The following is a 24,570-nucleotide window of genomic DNA, read 5'->3' as shown; positions in this document are numbered from 1 at the left end:
GACGTGCGGTGATAAGGCGGCGGTCGGTCGGGTCTGGCTGTGCGTGAGGTTGTTGCCCACCTCGCCGCCCATGCCGCTCGCCTGGAGGTGGACATCCGCACCAGCCGCCGCGTCTCCGGGGTCCGGCCGGACGGGAGCGGGTTCGTTGTCGACCTGGACGGCGGTGGCAGGCCGGCGGCACGGGCAGTCGTCGCGGCGTCCGGCACCTTCGGCCGCCCGTACCGTCCGGCCCTCCCGGGGGCGGAGGGCTTCACCGGTCGGGTGCTGCATGCGGCCGATTGTCGCAGGCCTGCCTCGTTCGCCGGGCAGGTAGCAGGCCTGTCGAACTGCTTCGACGTGTGTCAACATAGATGCATGTCGAATGCGAAGGTTCTGCCGCTCCTGGAAGCCGATCAGGCCGTCGCCCCGTGCTGCCCGCCGCTGACCGAGCGCCCCATGTCCGCAGACGAGGCCGGGGCCGCCGCGAAGATGTTCAAGGCCCTCGGCGACCCCGTTCGCCTGCGCCTGTTCTCCGCGGTGGCCTCCCACGAGGGCGGCGAGGCGTGCGTATGTGACATCTCCGATGTCGGCGTCTCGCAGCCGACCGTCTCCCACCACCTGAAGAAGCTCAAGGAGGCGGGGCTGCTGTCCTCCGAGCGACGGGGAACGTGGGTGTTCTATCGGGTCGAGCCCAGCGTGCTGGCCGCCATGGGGCAGCTGTTGAGCCGCACCACGGTCTGACGGCAGTGGCCGGAACGCCTCGCGGCACTGGCTCCCCGGGTGTCCATCGACTATCGTCGATTGTCGATGAATGAGAAGCGGAAGTCCGTACAGGGCCTCGACCCTGCCGACGCGCAGAGGTATGCCGGGTGGTTCAAGGCCCTCGCCGACCCCATGCGGGTCCAATTGCTCAACCTGCTCGCGCGCGAGCGTCGGCCCATGGCCGTCGGGGAAATCACGGAGAGGCTGCCGATCGGCCAGTCCACGGTCTCCCACCACCTCAAGGTGCTGGCCGAGGTCCGGTTCGTGCTCCCCGAGCGCCAGGGCACCTCGACACGCTACGAGGTCAATGCCGCCTGCCTGGAGTGTTTCCCCGCCGCGGTGGACGCGATCGTGGGACGGCAGCCGTGAACGTGATCCCCATGACCGCGGCGCACGCGGCCGAGGTTCTCGCGATCTACCGGGCCGGGATCGACGAGGGCAACGCCACCTTCGAGGCGGAGGCCCCGACCTGGTCCGCGTTCGACGCGGCGAAGCTGGACCGGCACCGGTTCGCCGCCGTGGACGAGGCCGGCACGGTGCTGGGCTGGGTCGCCGTGAGCGCGGTGTCCGACCGGTGCGCGTACGCGGGAGTGGTCGAGCACTCCGTCTACGTCCACCCCGCCGCCCGCGGCCGAGGCGTCGCCCGCCTCCTGCTGGAGGCGCTGATCTCGTCCACGGAAGCGGCGGGCATCTGGACCATCCAGTCCGGGATCTTCCCCGAGAACTCCGCCAGCCTCGCCCTGCACGCGCGTGCCGGCTTCCGGGTCATCGGCACCCGCGAGCGCATCGGCCGCCACCACGGTGTGTGGCGCGACGTGGTGCTGCTGGAGCGCCGCAGCCCGGCGGTCAGCTGATGGCCCCGCCACCGTCGAGTGTGAGCTGGCGGCGATGGAAGTCGAAGTGCTGCGTCGGGTAGCGGTAGATGTCCGCAAGTGTCATGAAGTCCCGGAAGAACGGGTCCCAGCGGACGGGGTAGTGCATGCCACGGGCCAGGTCGGCATCCGACTCCGCTGCCAGGCGGCGGTGCAGGGAATCGATGACGCGGTCGACGGCGGCGCCCGTCCGGCGCGGCCCGAAGACCTTCACCGCCCCGCAGGGGCCGACGTAGTTGACCCGGTCGAACGGTACGGTCGCGGCGTTCAGCGCCCGGGCGAAGGCCTTGCCGGCGCTGCGGGGCAGCCGCCCGAAGACGCCGGCCAGGAGCAGCAGCACCCGGGCGATCACGTAGCCGAAGAGCATGTGCCACAGCAGTTGCTCGTTGGTCCACCGGGTACCGCGCGTGGGGCGGGCGAGGTCGGCCGTCGCGGCGCCGTCGAGCAGATCGTGGAAGGTCTGCCGCGCGCGCTCGTAGTCCGCGTGCACGGCCTGCCGGTCCATCCCGATCTCGCTCATCACGGCCTGCTCGCCGCGATGATTCCCGCTCCTGGGCGGTTCAGGCGCTGAGGAGCTCGGCGATCTCGCGGGCGGCATCCCGGGCGGTGCGGCCGACGCCGATGAGGGTGGCGGAGGCCGGGCCGGTCCAGTCGCCGTAGCCGAGGAGGTGGATCCGCGGGTCGGCGGCGGCGCGGGTGCCTTCGGTGGGGATGCGGCCGGCCTCGGTACGCAGGCCCAGCGGGGTCAGGTGCGAGAGCGCGGGGCGGAAGCCGGTGCACCAGATGATCGCGTCGCAGGGCCAGGTGCTGCCGTCGGTCCAGCGGGCCCCGGCGGCGGTCAGGCTGTCGAACATCCGGTGGTCGGGGATGAGGCCGGCGTCGCGGACCGCGCGTACGGGCGGGACCGCGACGATGTCGCCGAGGTCGGAGATACGGGGACCGCCGGACCGGACGCGCTGGGTCGCGAGTTCGAAGAGGGCGCGGCCGTCGATCTCGTCCGGGAGGTAGCGGGCGGGCCGCTGGGTGACCCAGCGGACGGTGGCGTGCGGGGCGAGGTCGGCGGCGATCTGGGCGCCGGAGTTGCCGCCGCCCACGACGATCACGCGCTGGCCGGCGTAGTCCCAGGGGCTGCGGTACTCCACCGTGTGGTGCTGGCGGCCCTGGAAGTCCGGCCGGCCGGGAACGGCGGGCAGGAAGGGGCGCCACCAGTTGCCGGTGGCGCTGATGACGGACCGGGCGGTCCAGGCGCCGGTGTCCGTCTCGATGCGCAGGAGTGGTGAGGCGTCGTGGACGGAGGTGACGCGGACGCCGCGCTGGACGGGGAGCTCGTACCGCTTCTCGTAGTCGGCGAGGTACTCCAGCACGTGCGCGACGTCCGGGAAGGGCTTGCCCTCCTGCTGCGGCATGAGGCGGCCGGGCAGGGAGGAGTAGGCGGCCGGGGAGAAGAGATGCAGCGAGTCCCACGCGTGCTGCCAGGCCCCGCCCGGAGTGGCCTGGGCATCGAGGATGGTGAAGTCGACGCCTGCCCGGCGCAGGTGGTAGCCGGCGGCGAGTCCTGCTTGGCCGCCGCCGACCACCACCACATCCGCGTGCTGCGTCATGCGGCGGGCCGCTCGCTGTCCGTCTTCCCGCGCATGAAGATGACCGCCACCAGGCCGAGGCCCACCACGGCGCCGACCAGCTGCATGCCGATGAAGCCGGGCACGGAGGCGGGGGCGATGCCCGCGAAGGTGTCCGTGAAGGCACGCCCGATCGTCACGGCCGGGTTGGCGAAGGAGGTGGACGAGGTGAACCAGTACGCGGCGCCGATGTACGAGGCGACCGCGACGGGTGCGAAGCGCAGGCGGTCGGTGCGGGCCAGCCCGAAGATCAGCAGGATCAGGCCGGCGGTGGCGACCACCTCGCCGAGGAGGAGGTTCCCGGCGGAGCGGTCGTGGGTGGACCACTTCACCAGGGGCTCGCCGAACATGGCGTCCGCCAGGATCGCGCCCGCGATGGCGCCGACGATCTGCGAGGGCACGTACACGGCGAGCTCGCGGGCGGTGACGCCGGCGCCGCCGCGGCGGGCGGTCCACCACTCGGCCAGGGTGACGGCCGGGTTGAAGTGGGCGCCGGAGACCGGCCCGAGGAGCACGATGAGGACGCCGAGGCCGAAGACGGTGGCCGTGGAGTTGGCCAGCAGCTGCAGCGCCACGTCGTTCGTGAGCTGGGTCGCCTGGATGCCCGAGCCGACGACGGTCGCGACCAGGGCGGCGGTTCCGACCAGCTCGGCTGCGGCGCGGGCGATCAGCGGGGTTCTGGGCGGGGTGGCGCCGGGCGCGGGCTGGGGTGCGTCGGCGGCTACGACGGACTCCGCTGCGGGGGCGGCGCCGACGGGCACGGTGGCGGTCAAGGCAGGTTCTCCTCGGGCAGGTGAGGCAGGAAGCGGGCTACGGGCAGGACCGCTTGAGGTTCGCGTCGGCGGTGGCACGCGCGGTCTGTGCGAGGTCGGCGAACTGACCGGCGATGGCCTCGATGACGTCCGGGCGGAGCTTGTAGTAGATGAAGCGGCCACACGGTTCGGTCTCCACGACCCCGGCCTCTCGCAGCACCTTCAGATGGTTGGAGAGGTTGGTCTGCTTGGCGCCGGTCTCTTCCACGAGGTGCGTGGTGCACAGCGTCTCGCGGGAGAGCAGGGTCACGATCTGAAGCCTGAGGGGGTCTGCCAGGACTCGGATCAGTTCAGTGTCGACTGACGTCATCATGTGCTGATACTGTCACATCAGCTGGGGCTGACACCAGCCCAAGCTGATCCTATTGGCTCCTTTGAACGGGACCGCCATGCCCACGCCCTCCTCGCCCCTCCTGCCGGACGAACGCCTGGCCGCCGGGGCAGCCCGTCTCGCCTCCCGGTACGCCGGCCGCTTCGCGCCGGAGACCGTGCTGGGCCTGCTCGCCGACTCGTACGCGCTCCTTGCCGAACACGCTCGGATCCGTACGCACCTGGTGGTACCGGCGGAGCGGCTGACCGCCGAGCGCCTGGACGCACTCGCCCACACCCAAGGGCTGGTGAGCGGGCCGACGCGGGTGCTGTTCGTCTGCAGCCGGAACGCCGGCCGCTCCCAGATGGCCGCCGCCCTCCTCGCCCACCGGGCCGGTGAGCGCGTCACCATCTCCTCGGCGGGCACCCACCCGGCCGACACGGTGGAGCCGCACATCGCACAGGCCCTCACCGAGGCCGGCGTGGACCTCGTGGACGCCTACCCCAAGCCGCTGACCGAAGAGGTCGTGCAGGCAGCCGACATCGTGATCACCATGGGCTGCGGCGACGCCTGCCCGGTCGTCCCCGGCCGCCGCTACCTCGACTGGCCGGTCGCCGACCCCGACCATGCGCCGATCGCCGTCGTCCGGGGTATCCGCGACACGATCGACGCCCACGTCACCGAGCTTCTCGCGCGGCTCGCGCCGTAGAACCCCACGTCCCCACCGCAGTTGAATCAACCCAAGGAAGAACAGATGTCCTCCGCTCCCGCCGCCTCCGTCCTGTTCGTCTGCATCCACAACGCGGGCCGCTCCCAGATGGCGGCAGGGTTCCTGCGCCACCTCGCCGGTGACCGCGTCGAGGTCCGCTCCGCCGGGTCGGTCCCCGGTGACAAGGTCAACCCCTCCGCCGTCGCCGCCATGGCCGAGCTGGGCATCGACATCTCCGACCAGAAGCCGAAGGTCCTCACCCCCGAGGCCGCCCAGGCGTCCGACTACATCATCACCATGGGCTGCGGCGACGCCTGCCCGTACTTCCCCGGCAAGACCTACCTCGACTGGCACCTCGAGGACCCGGCCGGCCAGGGCGTCGATGCCGTGCGCCCCATCCGTGACGAGATCAAGGGCCTCATCGAGGGCCTCATCGCCGAGATCGACGCCAAGAGCACCCAGAAGCAGGAGGGCTGACCACATCATGACGACCACCCCTACGGGGACCGGTGATGTGCGCGAGGTCATCATCGGCTCAGGCGCGGAGGGCTACCTGAAGACCCAGGCACCCACGACCCGGACGAGCATCGCCGGTGTCTTCGGTGCGGGCGACGTGGTGGACCACATCTACCGCCAATCCATCACGGCGGCCGGCTCCGGATGCTCCGCGGCCCTGGACGCCGAGCGGTACCTCGCGGCCCTCGGTGACGCCGTGCCGACCGACGGGTCCGAGCTCGTAGCGGCAGGCTGAGGGCCGAAGCCCGCTCCGTCGGCCGCCCGAGCCCACCGGCGCCTCAGCAGCGTAGGCAGTGCGCACGTGCGCCTGAGTAGCCTTACTCAGGCGCACAGGTCCGACCGTTCCGATACTGCTGTCGGACGAACGGGAGAAGTCGTGAGACGGCGTCGGTCAAGACTTGAAGTGTGGGTTCCGCAGGCTACTTGACCCTGATGGTCGGGCTGTTGGTCTGGGTGGACGTGCTCGTACGGACGGGCGACGCCGGGTTCGCCGGCATCTGGCCGATGCTGGCCACCGCACCGCACCCGGGATGCACGGCGGGTGGTGGGCAGCCGCTCGGGGCTGCCCGGTCTCCGTGTCGACCACCGCGGCGTCCTCGCAGTCCTTGGATAGGATTTCCGGATGATCACACCCGCAGGCCTCAGCTCCGCCGCGCTGCGGCTCGACCGGCCGGTCGGCGCGCAGCGGATGCCCGCTCCCGGTGAGGCGCTGGTGCGGTTCGCGGACGCCGTGACGCAGGCCCCCTTCGCGGAGCGCCTCGCGCCCGACGTGCTCGACGCGGCCGAGCGCCGGCGGGCCGACCGGTTCGCGCGCCCCCAGGACCGCGGCTCCTACCTCGTCGCGCACGTGGCGCTGAGGCTGCTGCTGGGGGCCCTCCTCGACACCGCGCCGCACGCTCTGGTGATGACCCGGGATGCCTGCCCCGAGTGCGGCGGCCCGGACGGGCGACCGGTCCTCGTCGGCGGCCGCGCCCACTTCTCCCTGTCGCACAGCCGCGACGCGGTCTTCGTGGCCTGCGCCTCCACGCCGGTCGGGGTGGACGTGGAAGCCCTGCCGACGCCACGGGTGGTGGCGCAGAGCGAGGACTTCTTCCACCCCGACGAGAGTGCCGAACTGGCCGCGCTCCCGGAGGCCGAGCGCCCCGCGGCGTTCGCCCGCCTGTGGACGCGCAAGGAGGCCCATCTCAAGGGCACCGGAGCGGGGCTCGGGCACGAGGGCCACCGGACCTACCTGGGGACCGGTCCGGCCGCCGATTCCGTGCGCCCGCACTGGTCCCTCACCGACCTGCCGGCGCCCGAGGGCTACGCCGCCGCGCTCGCGCTGCGCGCTCCCTCGGCGAACTGGCGCTGACGCCCGGACCGGGAACTCATGTACTGAGTGTTCGTCAGCGGCTCCTCTCTGATAGTTGTTTCAGCGGGGTACGGGCGCAGGCCCGTAGCGGTGTCCCTTCGGCCGCCGCAGGGAGGACGTACATGAGCACCACCACTCGGGACGAGCACCTCGCCGTCGAGCAGCGCGCCGTCGACCACGCGTACGACTGCTACACCGCGCGACTGGCCGAGATGAACGGAACGTCGGCGGCCTCGGCCTCGGCGAGCGGCAAGGACTCGATCGCCAACCGGATCGACGCGGAGGCGCGCGCCGCTTCGTACGGAGGACTCGGCGACGAGGCACTGGTGTTCGCCCGGGTCGACGCGCCGGAGGAACCGGGGGAGGATCCCCGCCCCTGGTACGTCGGTCGGCGGGTGGTGTGGGACGCCGCCAACGAGGCGGTGGTGCTGCAGTGGACCAGCCCCTTGGCGCGGAAGTGGCTGGACGCCCGGCCCGAGAGCCCCGGTGAGGTGACGCTGCGGCGCCAACTGCGCTGTGTCCAGCGGATCGTCGAGGGCTACTTCGACGACATCGCCCCGTCGGCCGCCTCTCCCGCCCCGGTACCGCAACCGGTACCCCAACCGGTACCCCGACCCGTACCCGTACCCACGACCGTTCCGGAGCCCCGGCCGGAGTCCCCGACCCCTGGCGCCATCGTCCGTCGGCAGCGCCCCAAGAACCTCCAGCCCGACGACTTCCTGCTGCGCGAGCTCCAGCGGTCGCGCAGCGGCCGCATGCGCGACATCGTCGAGACCATCCGCCGCGACCAGATGGAGCTGGTCACCGGCTCCCCCTCCGACATCCTCGTCGTGCAGGGCGGACCGGGCACCGGCAAGTCCGCGGTCGGTCTCCACCGCGTGACCTGGCTCGTCAACAACGAGCACTTCAAGGCCCAGGACATCCTGGTGATCGGCCCCCACCAGCGGTTCCTCGACTACGTCGGCCAGGTCCTGCCCACGCTCGGCACCCGGGACGTCAACGCCGTCCAGCTGAACCGCCTGTGGGACGGCGAGATACTCGGCACCGACTCCCCGCAGGCGCGACGCGTGAAGTCCGACGAGCGAATGGCGGCCGTCCTGCGCCGCCGCGTGGAGAACGACTACCGTCCCGAGGCGCTCGACGACCTCGTCGTCGCGCCCTCCTTCGAAGGCGACGAGCCGGCGATCGTCGTCCCCGCCGGCAGTACGACCCTGCGCGTACCGCGGTCCGAGGTCCTCGCCCTCCTCGACCAGGCACACGAGGGCGACAGCCCCTACCGGGAGCGCCGCGACCGCTTCCGCGGCCTGCTCGTCGACCGTCTGCTGCAGGTGCTCTCCGACATCGCCCCACGCCGCGGGCAGGCCGGTACGATCCGCCGGGACCTGGAACGCAACCGCAGGGTCGAGCGCCTCATCGAACGTGTCTGGCCGTCCCCGGGCGCCAGGGAGGCCCTGCGCACCCTCTACGACTCGCCCGACGTCCTGCGCGCCTGCGCCGACGGCATCCTCGACGAGGGGGAGCAGGCGGCCCTGCTGCGGCCCCGCGCCGCCAGCGCCGACGCCGATCCCTGGACCCTCGACGACCACGTCTGCCTCGAAGAGCTGCGGGCCCTCATCAGCGGGGAGACCCCGAGCCGCTACGGGCACATCGTCGCCGACGAGGCACAGGACCTCACGCCCATGCAGGCCCGCGCCCTGCGGCGACGCTGCGCCGTGGGTGGCTCCATGACCGTCCTGGGCGACCTCGCGCAGGCGACGGGCCCCCACATCCCGGTGAGCTGGGACCGCCTCGGCACGTTCCTCTCCGACGACGGCGACTGGCGGGTGGCCGAGCTCCACACCAGCTACCGCGTGCCCGCCGAGATCATGGAGTTCGTCGCCCCCCTCGCCCGGGAGATCGCACCGGCCCTGCCCTACCCGCAGGCCGTGCGCGAGGCCGGCGAGGACGCCGTACGGACGGTCGCGACCGAGCCGTGGAAGCTCCTCGACGACACGGTCGCCCACGTGACGCGCCTCGTGGGCACCAGCGACGGGAACACCCTGCGCTCCGTGGCCGTCATCGTCCCCGACGACTCGGACTGGCTCGACGCGATCGGCCGCAGGATCCACGAGGGCGGCGACATCGGCGCGCCGCACCGCTCGGCCGTCTCCGTGCTGGCCGCCGCCCAGGCCAAGGGCATGGAGTACGACCACGTTCTGGTCATCGAGCCCGCCACCATCGCCGCCCGCGGTCCCGCGGGCCTTCGGCAGCTGTACGTGGCCCTGACCCGTAGCACCCAGAGCCTGACCGTCCTGCACACCGCCCCGCTGCCGGAGGTACTCACGGGCTCCGCGGACGGCTCCGGGGCTCCGGCGTCCGAGGCCGCGGTCACGGCCATGACGGATACGGAGGCGGATACGGAGGCAGATACGGAGAAGGAGACGGATACGGATGCGGATACGGATGCGGATACGGAGGCGGCGGCGGGGGCGGCGCCGGACCTGGAGGCACCCGTGACCCGGCTTCCCCGGATCGGGGCCGATGTGCGGGTCGAGGTCGTGGACCAGGCCCCCGGCGGCCGCTACAAGGTCAAGTCCCTCACCCCCGGCTTCGACCGTCTGCTGGTCCTCACCGTCCGCCACGGTTCGGTTCCCCCGCGGCGTGGCGAGAAGCTGGACTGCTGGGTGTTCGCGAACGAGACGAACCAGACGGTCCTCACCTCCGACCAGCGCGGCCGGTCGCCCGTCTCGGCGAGGATGGCGGTGCGCTACCTCGCGGCCCTGGACGTGCTCCGGGAGCTGACCGAGAGCGCCGGAGACGTGCCCGACGCCCGCGGCAGGCTCTCCGAGCTGCAGGGGATGGCCAACCGCGTCCTGCGCAGGGACCAGGCCGACTGGGTCGATGTGCTCCACCTGTTCGACTCCCCGGACAGGGACAGGCTGGGCGTTCTGCGCGACCTCGCCGCGAGCACCAACCGCGCCCTGAAGGAAGGCACCTTCGACCCCGCCCGGCTCCGGGAACACCTGACGGCCTCGGGCTGGACGGACACCCTGGCGGAGGCGCACCGGGCCCTCCAGGAGCGCTTCGCCGACGACACGCGACCGGACGACCCGGGCACGGTCCCCGACGCGACCGCCGCAGCCGCAGCGACCGGACTCGTACCAGCAGCCGCAGCCGCAGTCCCCGCCCCACCGCAGCCCGAGCAGAAGGACGTAGAGCAGATGACCCTCGCGGAAGACACGACCGCGCCGGCTTCGACCACGAAGGAAGGCTTCCTGCGCGCGCTGGAAGCGTCGGCCGAAGCCGACCGGACGTGCAAGAAGCACGAGGCGGTCCGCCACGCCCTGAAGTCGTCCCTCTTCTGGTCCGACCTCCAGCCGACCGACTCGCCGGTCGTCGACGTCGCCTGCGTCACCGGGCAAGGGCTCTTCCTCTACGAGGCGTTGGGCGCCGGCCACTCGGCGTACGCGGACCTCCGCTCGGGCGCCACCCGCCTGCTGGAGATCAACCACACCCTGCCCTCACCGGCCGACGGCCTCTATCTGGTCCTCTCCGAAGCTCCGGCCGAGGACTGGTCCGCGGACACCGTCCGCGAGGTCTTCGGCGTCCACGTCATCTGGCGAAGCCCCGAAGGATGGGGCGGCAAGGACACCGGCATCGCGCTGGGACAGCACCCGCAGAGCTGAGGAGGAGCCGACCGGACCGTGGCCGCCGGTACGTGGACACCGGCTACGTGAACGCCGGCTACCACCTGCTCACCGCCCCCGCCCCGGGACCGTGCCCGCCGCCACCGCCCGGTGCTTCGGTGCCGCGGTGGGCGACGTCGGCGTGGCCGATGCCGGATCGGCTTGAACTGCCCTTGGTGTCGGCGGAAAACAGCCTGCTGAAGGGGTGAGTCCGGCCGGGCCGCTGCATAGTCTGACCATCGGTCGATCAGGATCCGCAGCGGGGGTCCACGAAGCGAGGAGAAACACTGATGGTCGGGTCGCGTGTCCTTTCCTTCGGGCACTATCAGCCGTCGAAAGTCTTGACCAATGCCGATCTCGAGCAGATGGTCGACACCACCGACGAGTGGATCCAGAGCCGGGTCGGAATCAAGACGCGCCGTGTGGCGGCCGCGGACGAGTCGGTTTCGGACATGGCCACGAGGGCCGCCGAGCACGCACTGGCCAACGCCGGACTCACCGGTGCGGACATCGACTTCGTCATCGTGGCCACCTGCACGGCGCTCGACCGCTCGCCCAACATGGCGGCCCGGGTGGCCGCCGCGGTCGGGGCGAAGGCTCCCGCCGCCATCGACGTGAACACGGCCTGCTCCGGATTCCCGCACGCCATGGCACTGGCCGACCAGAGCATACGGACGGGTTCCGCCACGAAGGCCCTGGTCATCGGCGTGGAGAAGCTCACCGACTTCGCAGACTGGACGGACCGCACCACCTGCGTGCTCGTCGGCGACGGTGCGGGCGCGGCCGTCGTCGTCGCTTCCGAGGAGTCGGAGATCAGCCCGGTCGTGTGGGGATCCGTACCCGAGATGGGCCGGGCCGTACGCATCGAGGCGCCGTCCAACACCTTCGCCCAGGAAGGGCAGTCGGTCTACCGCTGGGCCACGACGACGCTCCCCGAGGTCGCCCTCCAGGTCTGCGAGCGGGCCGGTGTGAAGCCCGAGGAACTGGGGGCCGTCGTCCTCCACCAGGCCAACCTGCGGATCATCGAACCCCTGGCGCGCAAGATAGGCGCGATCAACGCCGTCGTGGCCAAGGACGTCGTCGACTCGGGCAACACCTCGGCCGCGAGCATCCCGCTGGCGCTCTCCAAGCTCATCGAGCGGGGTGAGATCGAGAAGGGATCGCCCGTACTGCTCTTCGCGTTCGGCGGGGGCCTGTCCTACGCCGGCCAGATCATCAACTGCCCGTGACCGCCGCCGACGGATCGACGGCGATGAAGTCCCCGCGCGTGCCGTGGTGGCCGCTGCTGCGGCTGCGGGAGGCGACGATTGCGCCCCGGGCGCGGCTGCTGGTGTTCCCGCATTCCGGGTCGGGCCCCAACACCCTGTTCCCCGTGGTCGAGCCGCTGCCCGACCACGTGGAAGTGCTCGGGCTCTCGCTCCCCGGGCGGGAGCGCCGGTTCGGCGAGCCGCCGGGCTGCCGGCTCGACCAGGTACTGGACTCCGTGGCCGACGAGGTGCTCGGCCGTGACCCGCTGCCCACGGTGGTCTTCGGGCACAGCCTCGGCGCGCTCCTCGCCACCCGCGCCGCGCGGCTGCTCGGCCCGCACTGCCGGGCGGCCGTCGTCAGCGGGCAGGTCCCCGGCCGGACCCCGCGCCGGGCCCACGGGACCACCACCGAGGAGGATGCCGTCCGGCTGCTGCGGGACGGCGGGGGCACCCCGGAGTGGGTGCTGCACGATCCGGACATGCTTGCGCACGTGACGCGCGTCCTGCGGGCGGACCTCGAACTCAGCCGGGAGGCCGCGGTGGGGTTCGAGGACGTACGGATCGACGTGCCGCTGCACGTGCTGGGTGGCACGGCGGACCCCCTGGTCCCGCACGGACCGCTGGACGGCTGGGCCGCCCACACGACCGGGGCGTGCCAGGTGCTCCGGTTCGACGGCGACCACTTCTTCCTGCTCGCCGACGAGCACCGCCCCACGGTCGTGGACGTGCTGCGCCGGGCGCTCAGGGAGGGCTGAGCGGGCTGAGCGGGCTGACTGGGCGGCCGGGACGGCCCTTCGGCGCCCCCGGGCATGCCGAAGGGCCGGAGCCACGTGGCGCGTGCCCCCGGACCGGGACCGGTTCCCGCCGGGCGGGACGTCACGGCCGGATGATGCGGACCTGGTAACTGCCGTTGCGCAGTTCACCCACCACGGACACGCTGATGCCCGCCTTCTCGTCGGTGAAGGTCTCGCCCGGCCGGAACGGGGCGTCCGAGAGCTCCGCGTGCACATTGGGCCGCCGGGTGCAGCCGCCGCTCGTGCTCGCGCTGTCCGACACCGTGATCGGGCCGTGCCCGGTGTCCACGTCGGAGTCCACCTTGTAGATGAGGACGCCCGGTTTGCAGACGGCCTCGTCGTTCCCGGCCCGGGTGCGCACCTCCACCGCGTACCCGGCGCTCTCCGACAGCGGGACGAAGGCCAGCTTGGTGCCGCCCCGTATCCCCAGCGGGGACAGGGTGTGGTCGCTGGTGCCCGACTTGGCCGCGCAGCTGATCTGCGTACTGTCCAGCCAGCCCAGCTTCCACTTGTGCCAGCCCATCAGGTCGTTGTTGGCACCCCAGTCCTCGCTCATGATGTCCCAGTGCCCGACCGTGCTCCCGCCGTCGGCGGTGTAGAGGTCGGGCAGCCCGAAGACGTGTCCGTTCTCGTGCGGGAGCACCCGGTACCCGGTCTCCTGGTAGGTGCCGGAGCCGTCGTCCTGCCGGCTGTAGACGAAGGACGTGTTGGCCAGCGGCACCCCGTCGGCGACCGGAGCCTCGCCGTTGCCCGAGAAGGTCACCGACAGGACGGTGTCCAGGGCGGACGGCCCGGCGTTCGGCGTGACCAGGACGTTGATGAGGTCGTACCGGGTGAAGTCCACCTCGGGGTCGGCGACCTTCGCTATGTGCTCGACGAGCTGCCGGTAGCCCGGCTCGTACGCGGACCCGCGCTCGATCCCGTACGCGGCGAAGGGCATCGGCATCCGCAGCCAGCCCCTTATCGGCGCCTCGGCCCGGTAGGCCAGCCGGCCGTAGGAACTGGTGCGGAACCATTCGGCCGTCTGGGGGAAGAACTCCGCCATCCGGTCCGCCGCCGTGCCCTCGCCCTTGGCGTCGGGGAAGTCGATCATCAGATTCAGGGCCCGGATCTCGCCGGTCGAGCGCGAGTAGCCGGGTGGGGTCGGCATGCCCTCGGACATCTGCACCCCCATGGTGCCCGCGATCCGGCAGGGCGCGAGAGCCGCTTCCACGGTCGTGGCCACCGCTCCGGCCGCCGAGTTGCCGCGACTGGATATGCCCGTGCTCGCGGTCGTCGTGACGCCGAGGGCCAGCGCGGTCAGGCCGATGTACGCGCTGGTGCGACGTGGTCTGCGTATCCGGTGGCGGGTCTGCGGCATGGAGATCGCCTTCGGGTCCGCGGCAGCCGGCCCTGCCCGGTCTGCGCTCTGTTCGATCACCCTCCGCCGGGCGCGGCGCGCCCGCGCGCCGGAAGAGGCCGAACGTGGACACGCCCGTGACTCAGGTCACACGGAGGAGTGAAATAACCGGGGACCGGATCCCCGTTTGTACGTGAGTCCCACTAAGCGGGGAGCGGCTCCCCGTTTGGGTGGGGTGGTCGCGCAGTCCGCAGCACGAGCCCGCGAGTCCGCACCAGGGAGGCCCCGGAATGAAGAGCTCCACCAGCACCGCCCCGGCACTCCCGCGCACCCCGCACCTGGCGCAGACGGAGAGGCAGACGCAGGCGCAGGCGCAGGCGCAAGGGCAGGCGCAGGTGTCCGCGACCGGCGTTGCGCGTCCGCGCGCCGACGCCGTCCGCAACCGAGAGCGGATCCTGGCGGCGGCTCGCGAGGCCTTCGTCGAATCCGGCTCCGCGGCCCCCTTCGACGAGGTGGCCCGCCGGGCCGGAATCGGCAATGCCACGCTCTACCGGCACTTCCCCGACCGCCCCACCCTCGTCCGCCATGTCGTTCTCTTCACGATGGGCCGGGTGACGGCCTCGGCCGAGGCCTCCCTCGCCGAGGAGCCCGACGCCTTCGCCGCCCTGTGCCGGTTCACGCACGCCGCCGCGGACGAGCGGATCGGCGCCATGTGCCCGATGCTCGCCGATGGATTCGACGGCGACCACCCCGAACTCCTCGCGGCGCAGGCGGCGTTGGAGGAGGCCGTCGTCACCCTGCTGGCCGCGGGCCAGGACGCCGGGCTGGTCCGCACGGACATCGGCGTCGGCGACCTGATGGTCGCCCTCTCCCAGCTCAGCCGCCCCCTCCCGGGCACGGCGTGCATCGACACCGACCGCTTCGCCCACCGCCATCTCCAGCTCTTCCTCGACGGGTTGCGGGCCCCGGCCCGGTCCGAACTCCCGGGCTCGGCAACGTCCTTGGGTGACCTGCGGCAGAAAACCATGTGACACACATAAAGCTTACGAACTAGCCTTTTTCAGTCATTCCGGACAGTGAAGTGGGTATCCCCATGTCAAAAACAGCCGCGAGCCTCGCGCCGGCTGCCGATCCCAGCCGCTGGAAGGCACTCGTCTTCATAGCCCTGGCTCAGCTGATGGTCGTCCTCGACGCGACCATCGTGAACATTGCCCTCCCCTCCGCCCAGACCGACCTCGGCATCTCGGACGGCAACCGCCAGTGGGTCATCACCGCGTATGCGCTGGCCTTCGGCGGACTGCTCCTCTTCGGTGGCCGCATCGCCGACAAGTGGGGCCGTAAGAACGCCTTCGTCGTCGGTCTCATCGGCTTCGCCCTGGCCTCCGCGCTCGGCGGCGCCGCGAACGGCGAGGCCATGATGCTCGGCGCCCGCGCGCTCCAGGGCGCCTTCGGCGCGCTGCTCGCACCGGCGGCCCTTTCGCTGCTCGCCGTCATGTTCACCGACGCCAAGGAGCGGGCCAAGGCCTTCGGTATCTACGGAGCCATCGCGGGAGGCGGCGGCGCCGTCGGCCTGATCCTCGGCGGTTTCCTGACCGAGTACCTGAACTGGCGCTGGACCTTCTTCGTCAACATCCCCTTCGCGATCGTCGCGGCCGTGGGCGCCTGGATGGTCATCCGTGAGCCCGCCGGGTCCCGCAACCGCGCGCCCCTCGACATCCCCGGCGTGATCCTGTCCACCACCGGTCTCGTCGCCCTCGTGTACGGCTTCACCCGCGCCGAGTCCGCCGGCTGGTCGGACGCCCTGACGGTCGTCATGTTCGTCGCCTCGGCGCTGCTGCTGTCGGCCTTCGTCCTCGTCGAGTCCAAGGTGAAGTCCCCGCTGCTGCCGCTGCGCGTCCTGCTGGAGCGCAACCGCGGCGGTGTCTACCTCTCGCTCGGCCTCGCCGTCATCTCGATGTTCGGCCTCTTCCTCTTCCTCACCTACTACCTGCAGGTCGTGAAGGGCTTCTCGCCCGTCAAGACCGGCTTCGCCTTCCTGCCGATGATCGCGGGCATGATCGCGGGCTCCACCCAGATCGGCGCCCGCCTGATGACGCGGGTCCCGCCGCGCCTCCTGATGGGTCCGGGCTTCATGGTCGCGGGCCTCGGCATGCTGCTGCTGACCCAGCTGGAGGTCGGCTCCTCGTACCCGGCGCTGATCCTGCCGGCGCAGCTGCTGCTCGGCCTCGGTATGGGTACGGCGTTCATGCCGGCGATGTCCCTGGCCACGCACGGGGTGAACCCGGCCGACGCCGGTGTCGCCTCCGCCATGGTCAACACCTCGCAGCAGGTCGGCGGCGCCATCGGCACCGCGCTGCTGAACACCATCGCCGCCTCGGCGACCACCGCCTACCTGGCCGACCACGCGGCCGAGGCCGCGGCGGGCGGCCCGGCCGGTCAGCTGATCCAGGCGCAGGCCATGGTCGAGGGCTACGCGTCCGCCATCTGGTGGGCGGTCGGCATCCTGGTCGCCAGCTCGGTCATCGCGCTGACGCTGATCAACACCGGCCGTCCGGGTGCCGGCGGCCCGGTGGCCTCCGGTTCCGGTGACGAGGCAGAGCTCAAGGTCCCGGTGCTCGCCCACTGACCGGGGCCGAGGACCCCACGGAATGACTGATGACCCCGTCTCGTTCAAATTTGAACGAGACGGGGTTAGTCTGTTTCAGTACGCATTTCAACTACGCGGAGGAGCGCCCCCTGTGACCCGCATGCCGGCCCTGTACCTGAGCCACGGCGCACCCCCGCTGGTCGACGACCCGATCTGGCCCGGCGAGCTCGCCGCCTGGTCCGCCGGCCTGCCGCGCCCCCGGGCGATCCGGATGGTCTCCGCCCACTGGGAGGAGGCCCCGCTCGCCCTCGGCGCCACGGACCGCGTCCCGCTCGTGTACGACTTCTGGGGCTTCCCGGAGCACTACTACCAGGTCCGCTACGACGCCCCCGGCGCCCCGGAGCTGGCCGCCTCGGTCCGCAAGCTGCTGCGCGCCCCCGGCACCCCCGTCCAGGACATTCCCGACCGCGGCCTGGACCACGGGGCGTACGTCCCTCTGGTGGAGATGTACCCGGAGGCCGACATCCCGGTCCTCCAGATCTCCCTGCCCACGCTGGACCCGGCCGGCCTGATGGACATCGGCCGCAAGCTCGCCCCGCTGCGCGACGAGAGCGTGCTGATCGTGGGCAGCGGCTTCTTCACCCACAACCTGGCGGCGCTGCGCCACACGGGCCCGGGCGTCCCCGCCTGGTCGGCGGAGTTCGACGCGTGGGGCCGCGAGGCCCTGGCCGTGTCCGACGTGGACGCCCTGCTGGACTTCGCGCACAAGTCCCCGGCGGGCCGCCTGGCCCACCCCCGCACGGAACACTTCGCCCCGCTCTTCGTCACCCTCGGTGCGGCCGAATCCGACCTGACCGCCGCCCGCACCCCGGTGGACGGCTTCTGGATGGGCCTCTCGAAGCGCTCCCTCCAGTTCGGCTAGGAGCTGCGAACGCGCCGGACCCCTCACGTGAACTCTCCGATCCGGCGGAACCCGAAGCGCTCGTGGAGCCGCACCGAGGCCTCGTTCGGCAGGGCGATCCCGGCGAACACGCGGTGCACGGGCTCCTTGGCCAGGGCCGCGAAGAGGGCCTCGTAGAGGAGGGTGGCGATGCCCTGTCGGACCGCGTGCGGGGCGAGGTGAGGCAGACGCTCGCTTCCACCGAGGTGGCGTAGGCCGGTTTGGTGCGGAATGTGCTGCTCGTGGCGTATCCGGCCATTCGATCGCCTGTCCAGGCAACCAGAAGCCGGTGCCGCCCGTCTTCAGGGTGGGAGTGCAGCCAGGGGCGGCGCTGTTCCGGAGTGAAAACGGCTGTGTCGAATGTGACGGCAATCTCACGGAGTCACAGGTGTAGATGTCGGTGAGGAGCGGCAGGTCGGCTTCCGTTCCGGGCCTGACCTGCACCTCTTCGAATCCTCGCGGCTTTCGCTCCCCTCCCGTGGCGGGGCAGGATACTGCAAGATCTCGAAAATCAGGGGGCGGCGTGGGAATTCTGTCCCGATTCCAGTCGTTGTTTCCTTCGGAAGCGGGCACTCGGGAGAGTGTCCGTGACGCAGCGGACCGGTCGGCAGCCGTTCCGGCGGCGTCCACCAGCCGCACCGCGACCGAACACTTCGCAAGGGAGCACGCATGGCAACCCGCGCCGTCGCCCGTCGTCAGTCCACGAGCAGCGCCCGCGCTGTGGGCGGGGAGATCGCAGACCGCGACCTGGTCGGCATGTACCTGGACGAGATCGCGCGCACCCCGCTGCTCGACGCCGCAAAAGAGGTGGAGCTCTCCCAGATCATCGAGGCGGGCGTCTACGCCCAGCAGATCCTCGACGGCGCGATAGAACGAGACGGGGACACCCCGGCGCGCGAGGAGCTGGAGGCGCTGGCCGCCGAGGGCGAGCGGGCCAAGGAAGTCTTCATCCGCTCGAACCTCCGCCTCGTCGTGGCCGTCGCCCGGCGCTATCCGCGCAGCGGTCTGCCCCTCCTCGACCTGATCCAGGAGGGCAACGCCGGCCTGGTCCGCGCGGTCGAGAAGTTCGACTACGCCAAGGGCTTCAAGTTCTCCACGTACGCCACGTGGTGGATCCGGCAGGCGATCACCCGGTCCATCGCGGACCAGTCACGCACCATCCGCCTCCCCGTCCACCTGGTCGAGGAGCTCGGCCGGATCCGACGCGTCCAGCGCGAGTTCAACCGCGAGAACGGCCGCGAACCGGAGCACACCGAGATCGCCGCCGAGCTGGACACGACGGAGAAGCGCGTGGGTGACGTACTGGACTGGGCCCGCGACCCGGTCAGCCTGAACATGTCGGTCGACGACGACGGCGACACGCAGTTCGGTGACCTCCTGGAGGACACCTCGGCGATCTCGCCCGAGCAGTCCGTGCTCTCCCTGCTGCGCAGCGAGGAGCTGGAGGACCTGCTGGGCAAGCTCGACCAGCGCACGGCGTCGATCATCAAGATGCGGTACGGCATCGACGACGGCCGCGAGCGGACGCTGACGGAGGTCGGCAAGCAGCACGGCCTGACCCGGGAGCGGATCCGCCAGATCGAGAAGCACGCCCTGCTGGAACTGAAGCGGATGGCGCGCGACACCGGCTTCGACGCGGTGGCCTGACAGGTCCCGCCCCCGAACGAGCCCCGGTGCCTATCCCCCCCAGGCGCCGGGGCTCTCTCCTGCCCGGGCCGGTCAGCCGGGGTCCGCCGCCGCCAGATCCGCCGCAGTCGCCGCCCCCGTGAGCCGGGCGGCCAGCGCCCCGGCCGCCGCACGCAGCTCCGCCGGCTCCCGCACGGTGAACGCCAGCCCCGTCAGGGCGAGCCGCGCCACCGTCCACTCCGGCGCGTCCGCGCTCTCGAAGCTCACCGAGGTCCCCGTCCCGTCACCCGGCAGGGCCGCGGCCCGCAGCCAGGCCGGCAGCTCCGCCGGGCCGGCCGCGAAGTCGGCCTCCACCCGGTACGGCTGCTTCTCCCCACCCCGCAGCCCCCGCCGGACGAACTCCTCCGCCTCCATCGGCATGTCCCGCCGCACGAACCGGGCCCCCGTCGCGAAGGCCTCGTCGACCCGGTCCACCCGGAAGGTCCGCCAGTCCTCCCGCTCCAGGTCGTAGGCGACCAGGTACCACCGGCTCCCGGTGCTCACCAGCCGGTACGGCTCCACCAGCCGCCGCGTCTCGGCCCCGTTCCCCGCCCGGTACGCGAACCGCAGCCGCTCCGGCCCCGCGACCGCCGCCGCCATCGTGGTCAGCGTCCGCGGGTCGACGCTCGCCCCGTCCCCCCGGGACAGCGCGATCGTGGCCGACTGGAGCGCGCTCACCCGGTGCCGCAGCCGTGAGGGCAGGACCTGCTCCAGCTTCGCCAGGGCCCGTACGGAGGCCTCCTCGACCCCCTCGATCGCGTGGCCGGCCCCCGCCCGCAGGCCCACCGCGATCGCCACGGCCTCCTCGTCGTCCAGCAGCAGCGGGGGCATCGCCGCCCCGGCCACCAGCCGGTATCCGCCCTCGGCGCCCAAGGTGGCCTCCACCGGGTAGCCGAGGTCCCGCAGCCGCTCGATGTCACGCCGGATGGTCCGCGCACTCACGTGCAGCCGCAGCGCGAGCTCGCTCCCGGGCCATTCCCGCGGTGTCTGGAGAAGGGACAGCAGGGACAGCAGCCGTCCAGGTGTGTCGGTCATGAATCCAGGCTGCCAGCGAAATAGGACACAGACTGACCTAGACGCCGTCTAAGTTTCTCTTCATGAGCACCGAGACGTTCAGGACATCGCCCGAAAGAGAGAACGGGCCCGTACAAGAAGAGCGGAACGACGTAGCCCACGACGCACCCAGCTCGCCCGCCGACCGCCGCCGCTGGCTGGCGCTCGCCATCGTGATGACCGCGGCCTTCATGGACCTGGTCGATGTCACGATCGTCAACATAGCCATCCGCACCATGCGGGAGGACTTCGGCGCCTCCACCAGCGCAATCCAGTGGATCACGGCGGGCTATGCCCTCGCCTTCGCCGCGGGCCTGATCACCGGCGGCCGTCTCGGTGACATCTACGGCCGCAAGCGCGTCTTCCTCATCGGCATCGCCGGGTTCACCGTGGCCTCGCTGCTCTGTGGCATCGCCGCGAACCCGGACATCCTCGTCGTGGCCCGCCTCCTCCAGGGCGGTATGGCCGCCCTGATGGTGCCGCAGGTCCTGGCGATCATCCACGTCACCTTCCCGCCCCAGGAGCGCGGCAAGGTCTTCGGCATGTTCGGCGCGATCGTGGGCCTCGCCGCCGTCTCGGGCCCGCTGCTCGGCGCGCTGCTCATCGAGTGGGACCTCTTCGGTCTCGGATGGCGCCCGATCTTCCTGATCAATCTGCCCGTCGGCATCATGGGCGTGATCCTGGGCCGCAAGTTCATCGCCGAGTCCAAGGCCCCCAAGGCGCTGCGTCTGGACCTGGTAGGCGTCGTCCTCGCCACCCTCGCCCTGGTCCTGCTGATCTTCCCGCTGACCCACGGCCACGAGAACGACTGGCCGCTGTGGGGCTTCGTCTGCATGAGCGCGGCGCCGTTCGTCTTCGCCGCCTTCATCGCGTACGAGAAGTACAAGATCAAGAAGGATGGCTCCCCCCTCGTCGAGCTCTCCCTCTTCAAGGTCAAGAGCTTCGCGGGCGGTATCGCCGTCCAGCTGACCTTCGGAATCGCGACCGGCATCTTCTTCCTGGTCTGGACGATGTACATGCAGATGGGCCTCGGCTGGAGCGTGCTGCGCGCGGGTCTGACCGGCATCCCGTTCTCCATCGCGGTCTCGGTCGCCGCCGGCCTCTCGGTCGAGAAGCTCGTCCCCCGTTTCGGCCGCAAGGTGCTCCAGGCCGGCGCGCTGGTCATGGCCGCCGGTCTGCTCCTCTACATCTGGGAGTCGCAGCACTACGGGATGGAGATCGCCTCCTGGCAGATGGCCGCCCCGCTGATCGTCATGGGCGTCGGCATGGGCCTGATCGTGGCCCCGCTGAACGACACCGTGCTCTCCCAGGTGCCGCGCGAGCACGCGGGATCCGCCTCGGGCCTGATCAACACCACCGGACAGATGGGCAACGCACTGGGTCTCGCTCTGACCTCCGTGGTCTTCTTCGGGCTGATCGACGACGACATGGTCTTCGGCCCGCCGTACGTGGAGGCCTTCCGTGGCGCGCTGTGGTGGGTCGTGGCCGTCCTGGTCGTGATCTTCGCGGTGATGTTCGTACTGCCGCGCAGGGCGCTCGCGATGGAGGAGCGCGAAGGCGCCGCCGAGCACGCCGGCCGTACGCCGGAGAAGGTTCCGGCCGCCTGAGCCGGCCCCCGCGCAGCACCGAACGGACATGCCCGCCCTCCGGGGCGGCATGTCCGTTCCTTTTTTGTTTCCCTCCACACCCCTGCGTACAGTGGTGCGAATCCACCACATAGGGAACGAAACGGACGTAAATTCAGATGTGTGCACCGGAGACGGACACGGGGCTCGCCCCCGCCCACAAGGCCCTGACCGAGGCCGCCGGTACGGAAGTTGCCGCATGATCCTCACCGTCACCCCCAACCCCTCCCTCGACCGGGCCTACGACGTCCCCCCGCTGGACCGCGGCCGGGTGCTGCGCGCCGACGGCGAACGGGCCGACCCCGGGGGTGAGGGCGTCAACGTCTCGCGCGCCGTGGCCGCCGCGGGTGTCCGTACGACGGCGGTCCTCCCCCTCGGCGGCGCCCCCGGCATCCTGCTCGCCGAACTCCTCGGCGTGCAGGGCGTGGACGTCACGGCCGTCTCGATCACCGGTCGGACCCGCTCGAACATCGCGCTCACCGAACCCGACGGCACCCGCACCGAGATCCACTCGCCCGGTCCGGCGCTCTCCCCGGAGGAAGCCGCCCTCCTCCTGGACACCGTCCGCTCCTCCGCCGCCGAAGCCGCCTGGGTCGCCTGCTGCGGCAGCCCCCCGCGCGGTATCGGGCCCGACTGGTACGCCGACCTGGTCGCCCAGGCGCACGCGGCGGGCGCCCGTATCGCCCTGGACTCCTCGGGCCCCACACTGCAGGAGGTGCCGGCGGCCCGGCCGGAGGTGATCACGCCCGACACCTCCGGCCTGGCGACCGCGGTGGGCCGCCCGCTGCCCACCCTGGGGGACGTGATCAAGGCCGCCGAAGAGCTCCGTGAACGGGGCGCGGGGGCCGTACTGGCCTCCCTCGGCGGGGACGGCCGGCTGCTGGTCTCGGCGGAGGGCACCTACTACGGCACCGCCCCGGCCCCGGCCGTGCGCGGCGCCGCAGGGGCGGACGACGCCTCGCTGGCCGGCTTCCTGATCGCGGGCGGCACCGGCCCGGGCGCCCTCGCCTCGGCACTGGCACACGCCGCAGCCGCCGCCCCGCAGCCGGGCAGCGCCATGCCGACCCCGGCGGACCTGCGCCCCGACCGGTTCCGCATCACCGAGGACCCACCCCTGGACCTCCAGCTCACCGACCCCGGTGCGGCCTAGAGGTGCCCAGCCGGCCGGGCCGGATCACCGTACGCGGGCGCGCAGTTCCATCGCTCCGCGGGCGGTCGCCTCGTTCTCGTACACCTCGCACATGTGCCGCCCGTCGGGCGTCGCCGTGTGCTCGACCTCCCACAGGCTGACCTCGGTCCCGTCCAGCAGTACGAAGGCGTGCTCGTACAGGCTGAAACCCGCGCCCCGCCCGTCCGCGAGGCATTGCCGCGCGCCGAACGCCTGCGTGATCTGGTGCGCGTACGCCGACCGCAGCAGCGTCGCCACCGGCTCGCCCGGCCGGTCGGCGTTCTCCGCGCGGCGCAGCACCCGCCGGGCGTGGTCGGCGGAGTCCTCCACCGCGTACTCCCGGTGCCGCCGCGCCGAGGTTGCCGGGGCCGCGTACAGCGCGCTGAGCAGCGCCACGTCGCTCTCCGGCTCGTCCTCGCCCGGCACCAGCACCGAATCCGGGGCCGCCCCCGCGGCCGCCTCACCGAACAGCCGGGTCACGGCCAAGCAGGTCTCCGCCTTGCTCGCGAAGACCTCGTGCCGGACGGACCGGTCGCCCTCCAGCCGGTAGGTCAGCTCCCACAGGGAGAGCGACCCCCCGTCGGTCAGCAGATAGGTGTGCCGGTGGGTCTCCCGCCAGATGCCCGCCGCCGGGCTGTGGTGCGTGGTGTAGAGCGAAGAGTTGTGGGCGAGCGCCGTACCGAGGCGCTCGACCAGCCTGTCCGGCAGGTCGAAGGAGTTGAGGGCGCGGCCGAGGAGTCGTTCGAGGTGCGTCTCGGTTGTCTCGTACGGATCGCTCAAGGTGGGTCTCCAGGCCGTCGCAGCTTGTCACTTCGCGGAAGCTCAACGTAACCCCTGGTTCTGACATCACGTCCGGGGTTCGGTAAAACGTCCGGGAAGCATCGGAGGTTCCCGCCACACCTTCAGGTCGACTTGCATACGAATGCGCACGGTTGGGCCCGATCTGAGGGGGAGCGCGGGAGTATGGGCCGCATGGCAACGAATACAGTGGGCCTCCCGCGCCAGCAGGTACGGCCCCGCAGTGGACACGAGGGCGAACAGAGCGCCGTACCGAGGGGGTTGGCCTGGCTGTTGGCCGTCACCGGATCGGCAGGGCTGCTGGCCTCGTGGGTGATCACCCTCGACAAGTTCCTCCTGCTGGAGGACCCGGACTTCAAGCCCGCGTGCAGCCTCAACCCGGTCGTCTCCTGCGGCAGCGTGATGACGAGCGAGCAGGCGGCGGCCTTCGGCTTCCCCAATCCGATGCTGGGGCTCGTCGCGTACGCCGTCGTGGTCTGCGTCGGCGTGGGCCTGCTGGCGGGCGCCCGCCACCGCGGCTGGTTCTGGCTCGGACTGAACGCCGGCACCCTCTTCGGCGTCGGCTTCTGCAGCTGGCTGATGGTCCAGTCGCTCTATGAGATCAACGCGCTCTGCCTGTGGTGCTGCCTGGCCTGGGTCGCGACCCTGCTGATGTTCTGGGCGGTCACCGCGCACAACGTCCGTACGCGCGTCCTTCCCGCCCCCGGCCCGATGCGAAGCTTCTTCACCGAATTCGGCTGGGCCCCGCCCGCCCTGCAC

At 71.6% G+C, this 24,570-nt stretch carries 25 protein-coding genes and 2 pseudogenes; 18 read left to right on the top strand and 9 right to left on the bottom strand.

Going from position 1 to position 24,570, the window contains the following annotated elements:
- A partial coding sequence (locus ACWGIU_RS01095; protein WP_453701601.1) for a hypothetical protein occupies positions 1 to 270 on the bottom strand: 270 nt, incomplete at its 3' end.
- Positions 271 to 354: 84 nt separating this feature from the next.
- On the opposite strand from ACWGIU_RS01095, the gene ACWGIU_RS01090 reads away from it, so the two are divergent.
- The 3 genes from ACWGIU_RS01090 to ACWGIU_RS01080 all read left to right on the top strand — a co-directional run bounded on the left by ACWGIU_RS01090 (position 355) and on the right by ACWGIU_RS01080 (position 1,595).
- Positions 355 to 720 carry an ArsR/SmtB family transcription factor gene (locus ACWGIU_RS01090; RefSeq protein ID WP_453701600.1) on the top strand — a complete coding sequence of 122 codons (366 nt, stop codon included), beginning with the start codon at positions 355 to 357 and terminating at the stop codon, positions 718 to 720.
- A 66-nt stretch (positions 721 to 786) separates the two neighbouring features.
- Positions 787 to 1,110, top strand: a complete 324-nt coding sequence (locus ACWGIU_RS01085) for an ArsR/SmtB family transcription factor (protein WP_453701599.1) — start codon at positions 787 to 789, stop codon at positions 1,108 to 1,110.
- Between the two features lie 11 nt (positions 1,111 to 1,121).
- Entirely contained in the window at positions 1,122 to 1,595 is a 474-nt protein-coding gene (locus ACWGIU_RS01080; RefSeq protein WP_453701598.1) for an N-acetyltransferase family protein, read from the top strand.
- On the opposite strand, the gene ACWGIU_RS01075 is transcribed toward ACWGIU_RS01080, so the two are convergent.
- From ACWGIU_RS01075 to ACWGIU_RS01060, 4 genes are read right to left on the bottom strand one after another with little or no spacing between them, the layout of a single operon-like run.
- The gene (locus ACWGIU_RS01075) at positions 1,588 to 2,133 is read right to left on the bottom strand and encodes a DinB family protein (RefSeq protein ID WP_453701597.1); all 546 of its coding nucleotides are present in this window, start codon (positions 2,131 to 2,133) and stop codon (positions 1,588 to 1,590) included. The genes ACWGIU_RS01080 and ACWGIU_RS01075 overlap by 8 nt on opposite strands.
- Before the next feature lie 40 nt (positions 2,134 to 2,173).
- Positions 2,174 to 3,214, bottom strand: coding sequence for an ArsO family NAD(P)H-dependent flavin-containing monooxygenase (locus ACWGIU_RS01070; RefSeq protein ID WP_453701596.1), 1,041 nt, complete (start codon positions 3,212 to 3,214; stop codon positions 2,174 to 2,176).
- Entirely contained in the window at positions 3,211 to 4,005 is a 795-nt protein-coding gene (locus ACWGIU_RS01065) for an aquaporin (protein WP_453701595.1), read from the bottom strand. Before ACWGIU_RS01065 ends, ACWGIU_RS01070 begins: the two co-directional genes overlap by 4 nt.
- A gap of 37 nt (positions 4,006 to 4,042) precedes the next feature.
- Positions 4,043 to 4,357 (bottom strand): ArsR/SmtB family transcription factor, encoded by a 315-nt coding sequence (locus ACWGIU_RS01060; RefSeq protein ID WP_453701594.1) that lies wholly within the window; start codon positions 4,355 to 4,357, stop codon positions 4,043 to 4,045.
- A 76-nt stretch (positions 4,358 to 4,433) separates the two neighbouring features.
- Here ACWGIU_RS01060 and ACWGIU_RS01055 point away from each other — a divergent pair, with 76 nt between their 5' ends.
- From ACWGIU_RS01055 to ACWGIU_RS01020, 8 genes and pseudogenes are all read left to right on the top strand, one after another.
- Positions 4,434 to 5,063, top strand: coding sequence for an arsenate-mycothiol transferase ArsC (locus tag ACWGIU_RS01055; protein ID WP_453701593.1), 630 nt, complete (start codon positions 4,434 to 4,436; stop codon positions 5,061 to 5,063).
- Positions 5,064 to 5,108: 45 nt separating this feature from the next.
- Positions 5,109 to 5,540, top strand: a complete 432-nt coding sequence (locus ACWGIU_RS01050) for an arsenate reductase ArsC (RefSeq protein WP_453701592.1) — start codon at positions 5,109 to 5,111, stop codon at positions 5,538 to 5,540.
- Positions 5,541 to 5,607: 67 nt separating this feature from the next.
- Positions 5,608 to 5,814: pseudogene (locus tag ACWGIU_RS01045) on the top strand (thioredoxin-disulfide reductase); the annotation flags it as partial.
- Between the two features lie 170 nt (positions 5,815 to 5,984).
- Positions 5,985 to 6,284, top strand: coding sequence for an SCO4225 family membrane protein (locus tag ACWGIU_RS01040; RefSeq protein ID WP_453701591.1), 300 nt, complete (start codon positions 5,985 to 5,987; stop codon positions 6,282 to 6,284).
- Positions 6,202 to 6,930 (top strand): 4'-phosphopantetheinyl transferase family protein, encoded by a 729-nt coding sequence (locus ACWGIU_RS01035; protein WP_453701590.1) that lies wholly within the window; start codon positions 6,202 to 6,204, stop codon positions 6,928 to 6,930. Before ACWGIU_RS01040 ends, ACWGIU_RS01035 begins: the two co-directional genes overlap by 83 nt.
- Positions 6,931 to 7,052: 122 nt before the next feature.
- On the top strand, positions 7,053 to 10,595 hold the full coding sequence (locus ACWGIU_RS01030) for a HelD family protein (RefSeq protein ID WP_453701589.1): 3,543 nt from the start codon (positions 7,053 to 7,055) through the stop codon (positions 10,593 to 10,595).
- Positions 10,596 to 10,885: 290 nt separating this feature from the next.
- Positions 10,886 to 11,824: a beta-ketoacyl-ACP synthase III gene (locus ACWGIU_RS01025; protein WP_453701588.1), complete on the top strand. Its 939-nt coding sequence runs from the start codon at positions 10,886 to 10,888 to the stop codon at positions 11,822 to 11,824.
- On the top strand, positions 11,821 to 12,597 hold the full coding sequence (locus ACWGIU_RS01020) for a thioesterase II family protein (protein WP_453701587.1): 777 nt from the start codon (positions 11,821 to 11,823) through the stop codon (positions 12,595 to 12,597). The genes ACWGIU_RS01025 and ACWGIU_RS01020 overlap by 4 nt, the downstream gene beginning before the upstream one ends.
- Positions 12,598 to 12,718: 121 nt before the next feature.
- Here ACWGIU_RS01020 and ACWGIU_RS01015 read toward each other — a convergent pair whose 3' ends face one another.
- A complete protein-coding gene (locus ACWGIU_RS01015; RefSeq protein ID WP_453701586.1) occupies positions 12,719 to 13,996 on the bottom strand; it encodes a M6 family metalloprotease domain-containing protein in 1,278 nt (425 codons plus the stop codon).
- A gap of 269 nt (positions 13,997 to 14,265) precedes the next feature.
- On the opposite strand from ACWGIU_RS01015, the gene ACWGIU_RS01010 reads away from it, so the two are divergent.
- The 3 genes from ACWGIU_RS01010 (at position 14,266) to ACWGIU_RS01000 (ending at position 17,484) form a co-directional block, all read left to right on the top strand.
- Positions 14,266 to 15,006 (top strand): TetR/AcrR family transcriptional regulator, encoded by a 741-nt coding sequence (locus ACWGIU_RS01010; RefSeq protein WP_453701585.1) that lies wholly within the window; start codon positions 14,266 to 14,268, stop codon positions 15,004 to 15,006.
- Between the two features lie 62 nt (positions 15,007 to 15,068).
- Positions 15,069 to 16,601, top strand: coding sequence for an MFS transporter (locus ACWGIU_RS01005; protein ID WP_453701584.1), 1,533 nt, complete (start codon positions 15,069 to 15,071; stop codon positions 16,599 to 16,601).
- A 121-nt stretch (positions 16,602 to 16,722) separates the two neighbouring features.
- Positions 16,723 to 17,484: a dioxygenase family protein gene (locus ACWGIU_RS01000; protein ID WP_453701615.1), complete on the top strand. Its 762-nt coding sequence runs from the start codon at positions 16,723 to 16,725 to the stop codon at positions 17,482 to 17,484.
- Positions 17,485 to 17,507: 23 nt separating this feature from the next.
- Here ACWGIU_RS01000 and ACWGIU_RS00995 read toward each other — a convergent pair.
- A pseudogene (locus ACWGIU_RS00995) lies at positions 17,508 to 17,946 on the bottom strand (N-acetyltransferase family protein).
- Between the two features lie 225 nt (positions 17,947 to 18,171).
- Here ACWGIU_RS00995 and ACWGIU_RS00990 point away from each other — a divergent pair.
- Positions 18,172 to 19,149, top strand: a complete 978-nt coding sequence (locus tag ACWGIU_RS00990) for a sigma-70 family RNA polymerase sigma factor (RefSeq protein WP_453701583.1) — start codon at positions 18,172 to 18,174, stop codon at positions 19,147 to 19,149.
- 72 nt (positions 19,150 to 19,221) lie between these two features.
- On the opposite strand, the gene ACWGIU_RS00985 is transcribed toward ACWGIU_RS00990, so the two are convergent.
- On the bottom strand, positions 19,222 to 20,202 hold the full coding sequence (locus ACWGIU_RS00985) for a helix-turn-helix transcriptional regulator (RefSeq protein ID WP_453701582.1): 981 nt from the start codon (positions 20,200 to 20,202) through the stop codon (positions 19,222 to 19,224).
- A 62-nt stretch (positions 20,203 to 20,264) separates the two neighbouring features.
- Here ACWGIU_RS00985 and ACWGIU_RS00980 point away from each other — a divergent pair, with 62 nt between their 5' ends.
- A complete protein-coding gene (locus tag ACWGIU_RS00980; RefSeq protein WP_453701581.1) occupies positions 20,265 to 21,827 on the top strand; it encodes an MFS transporter in 1,563 nt (520 codons plus the stop codon).
- Between the two features lie 217 nt (positions 21,828 to 22,044).
- On the top strand, positions 22,045 to 22,995 hold the full coding sequence (locus tag ACWGIU_RS00975; protein ID WP_453701580.1) for a 1-phosphofructokinase family hexose kinase: 951 nt from the start codon (positions 22,045 to 22,047) through the stop codon (positions 22,993 to 22,995).
- Positions 22,996 to 23,019: 24 nt separating this feature from the next.
- Here the strand turns inward: ACWGIU_RS00975 and ACWGIU_RS00970 are convergent, their stop codons facing one another.
- Positions 23,020 to 23,793, bottom strand: a complete 774-nt coding sequence (locus ACWGIU_RS00970; protein WP_453701579.1) for a DUF6227 family protein — start codon at positions 23,791 to 23,793, stop codon at positions 23,020 to 23,022.
- Positions 23,794 to 23,985: 192 nt separating this feature from the next.
- Here ACWGIU_RS00970 and ACWGIU_RS00965 point away from each other — a divergent pair.
- Positions 23,986 to 24,570, top strand: a 585-nt coding sequence (locus tag ACWGIU_RS00965) for a vitamin K epoxide reductase family protein (protein ID WP_453701578.1), incomplete at its 3' end; no start/stop codon positions are given.

It is taken from the genome of Streptomyces sp. NPDC054840, from assembly GCF_053611065.1.
Note: the sequence above shows the minus strand (reverse complement) of the source record. Positions and strands in the feature narration are given on the sequence as shown.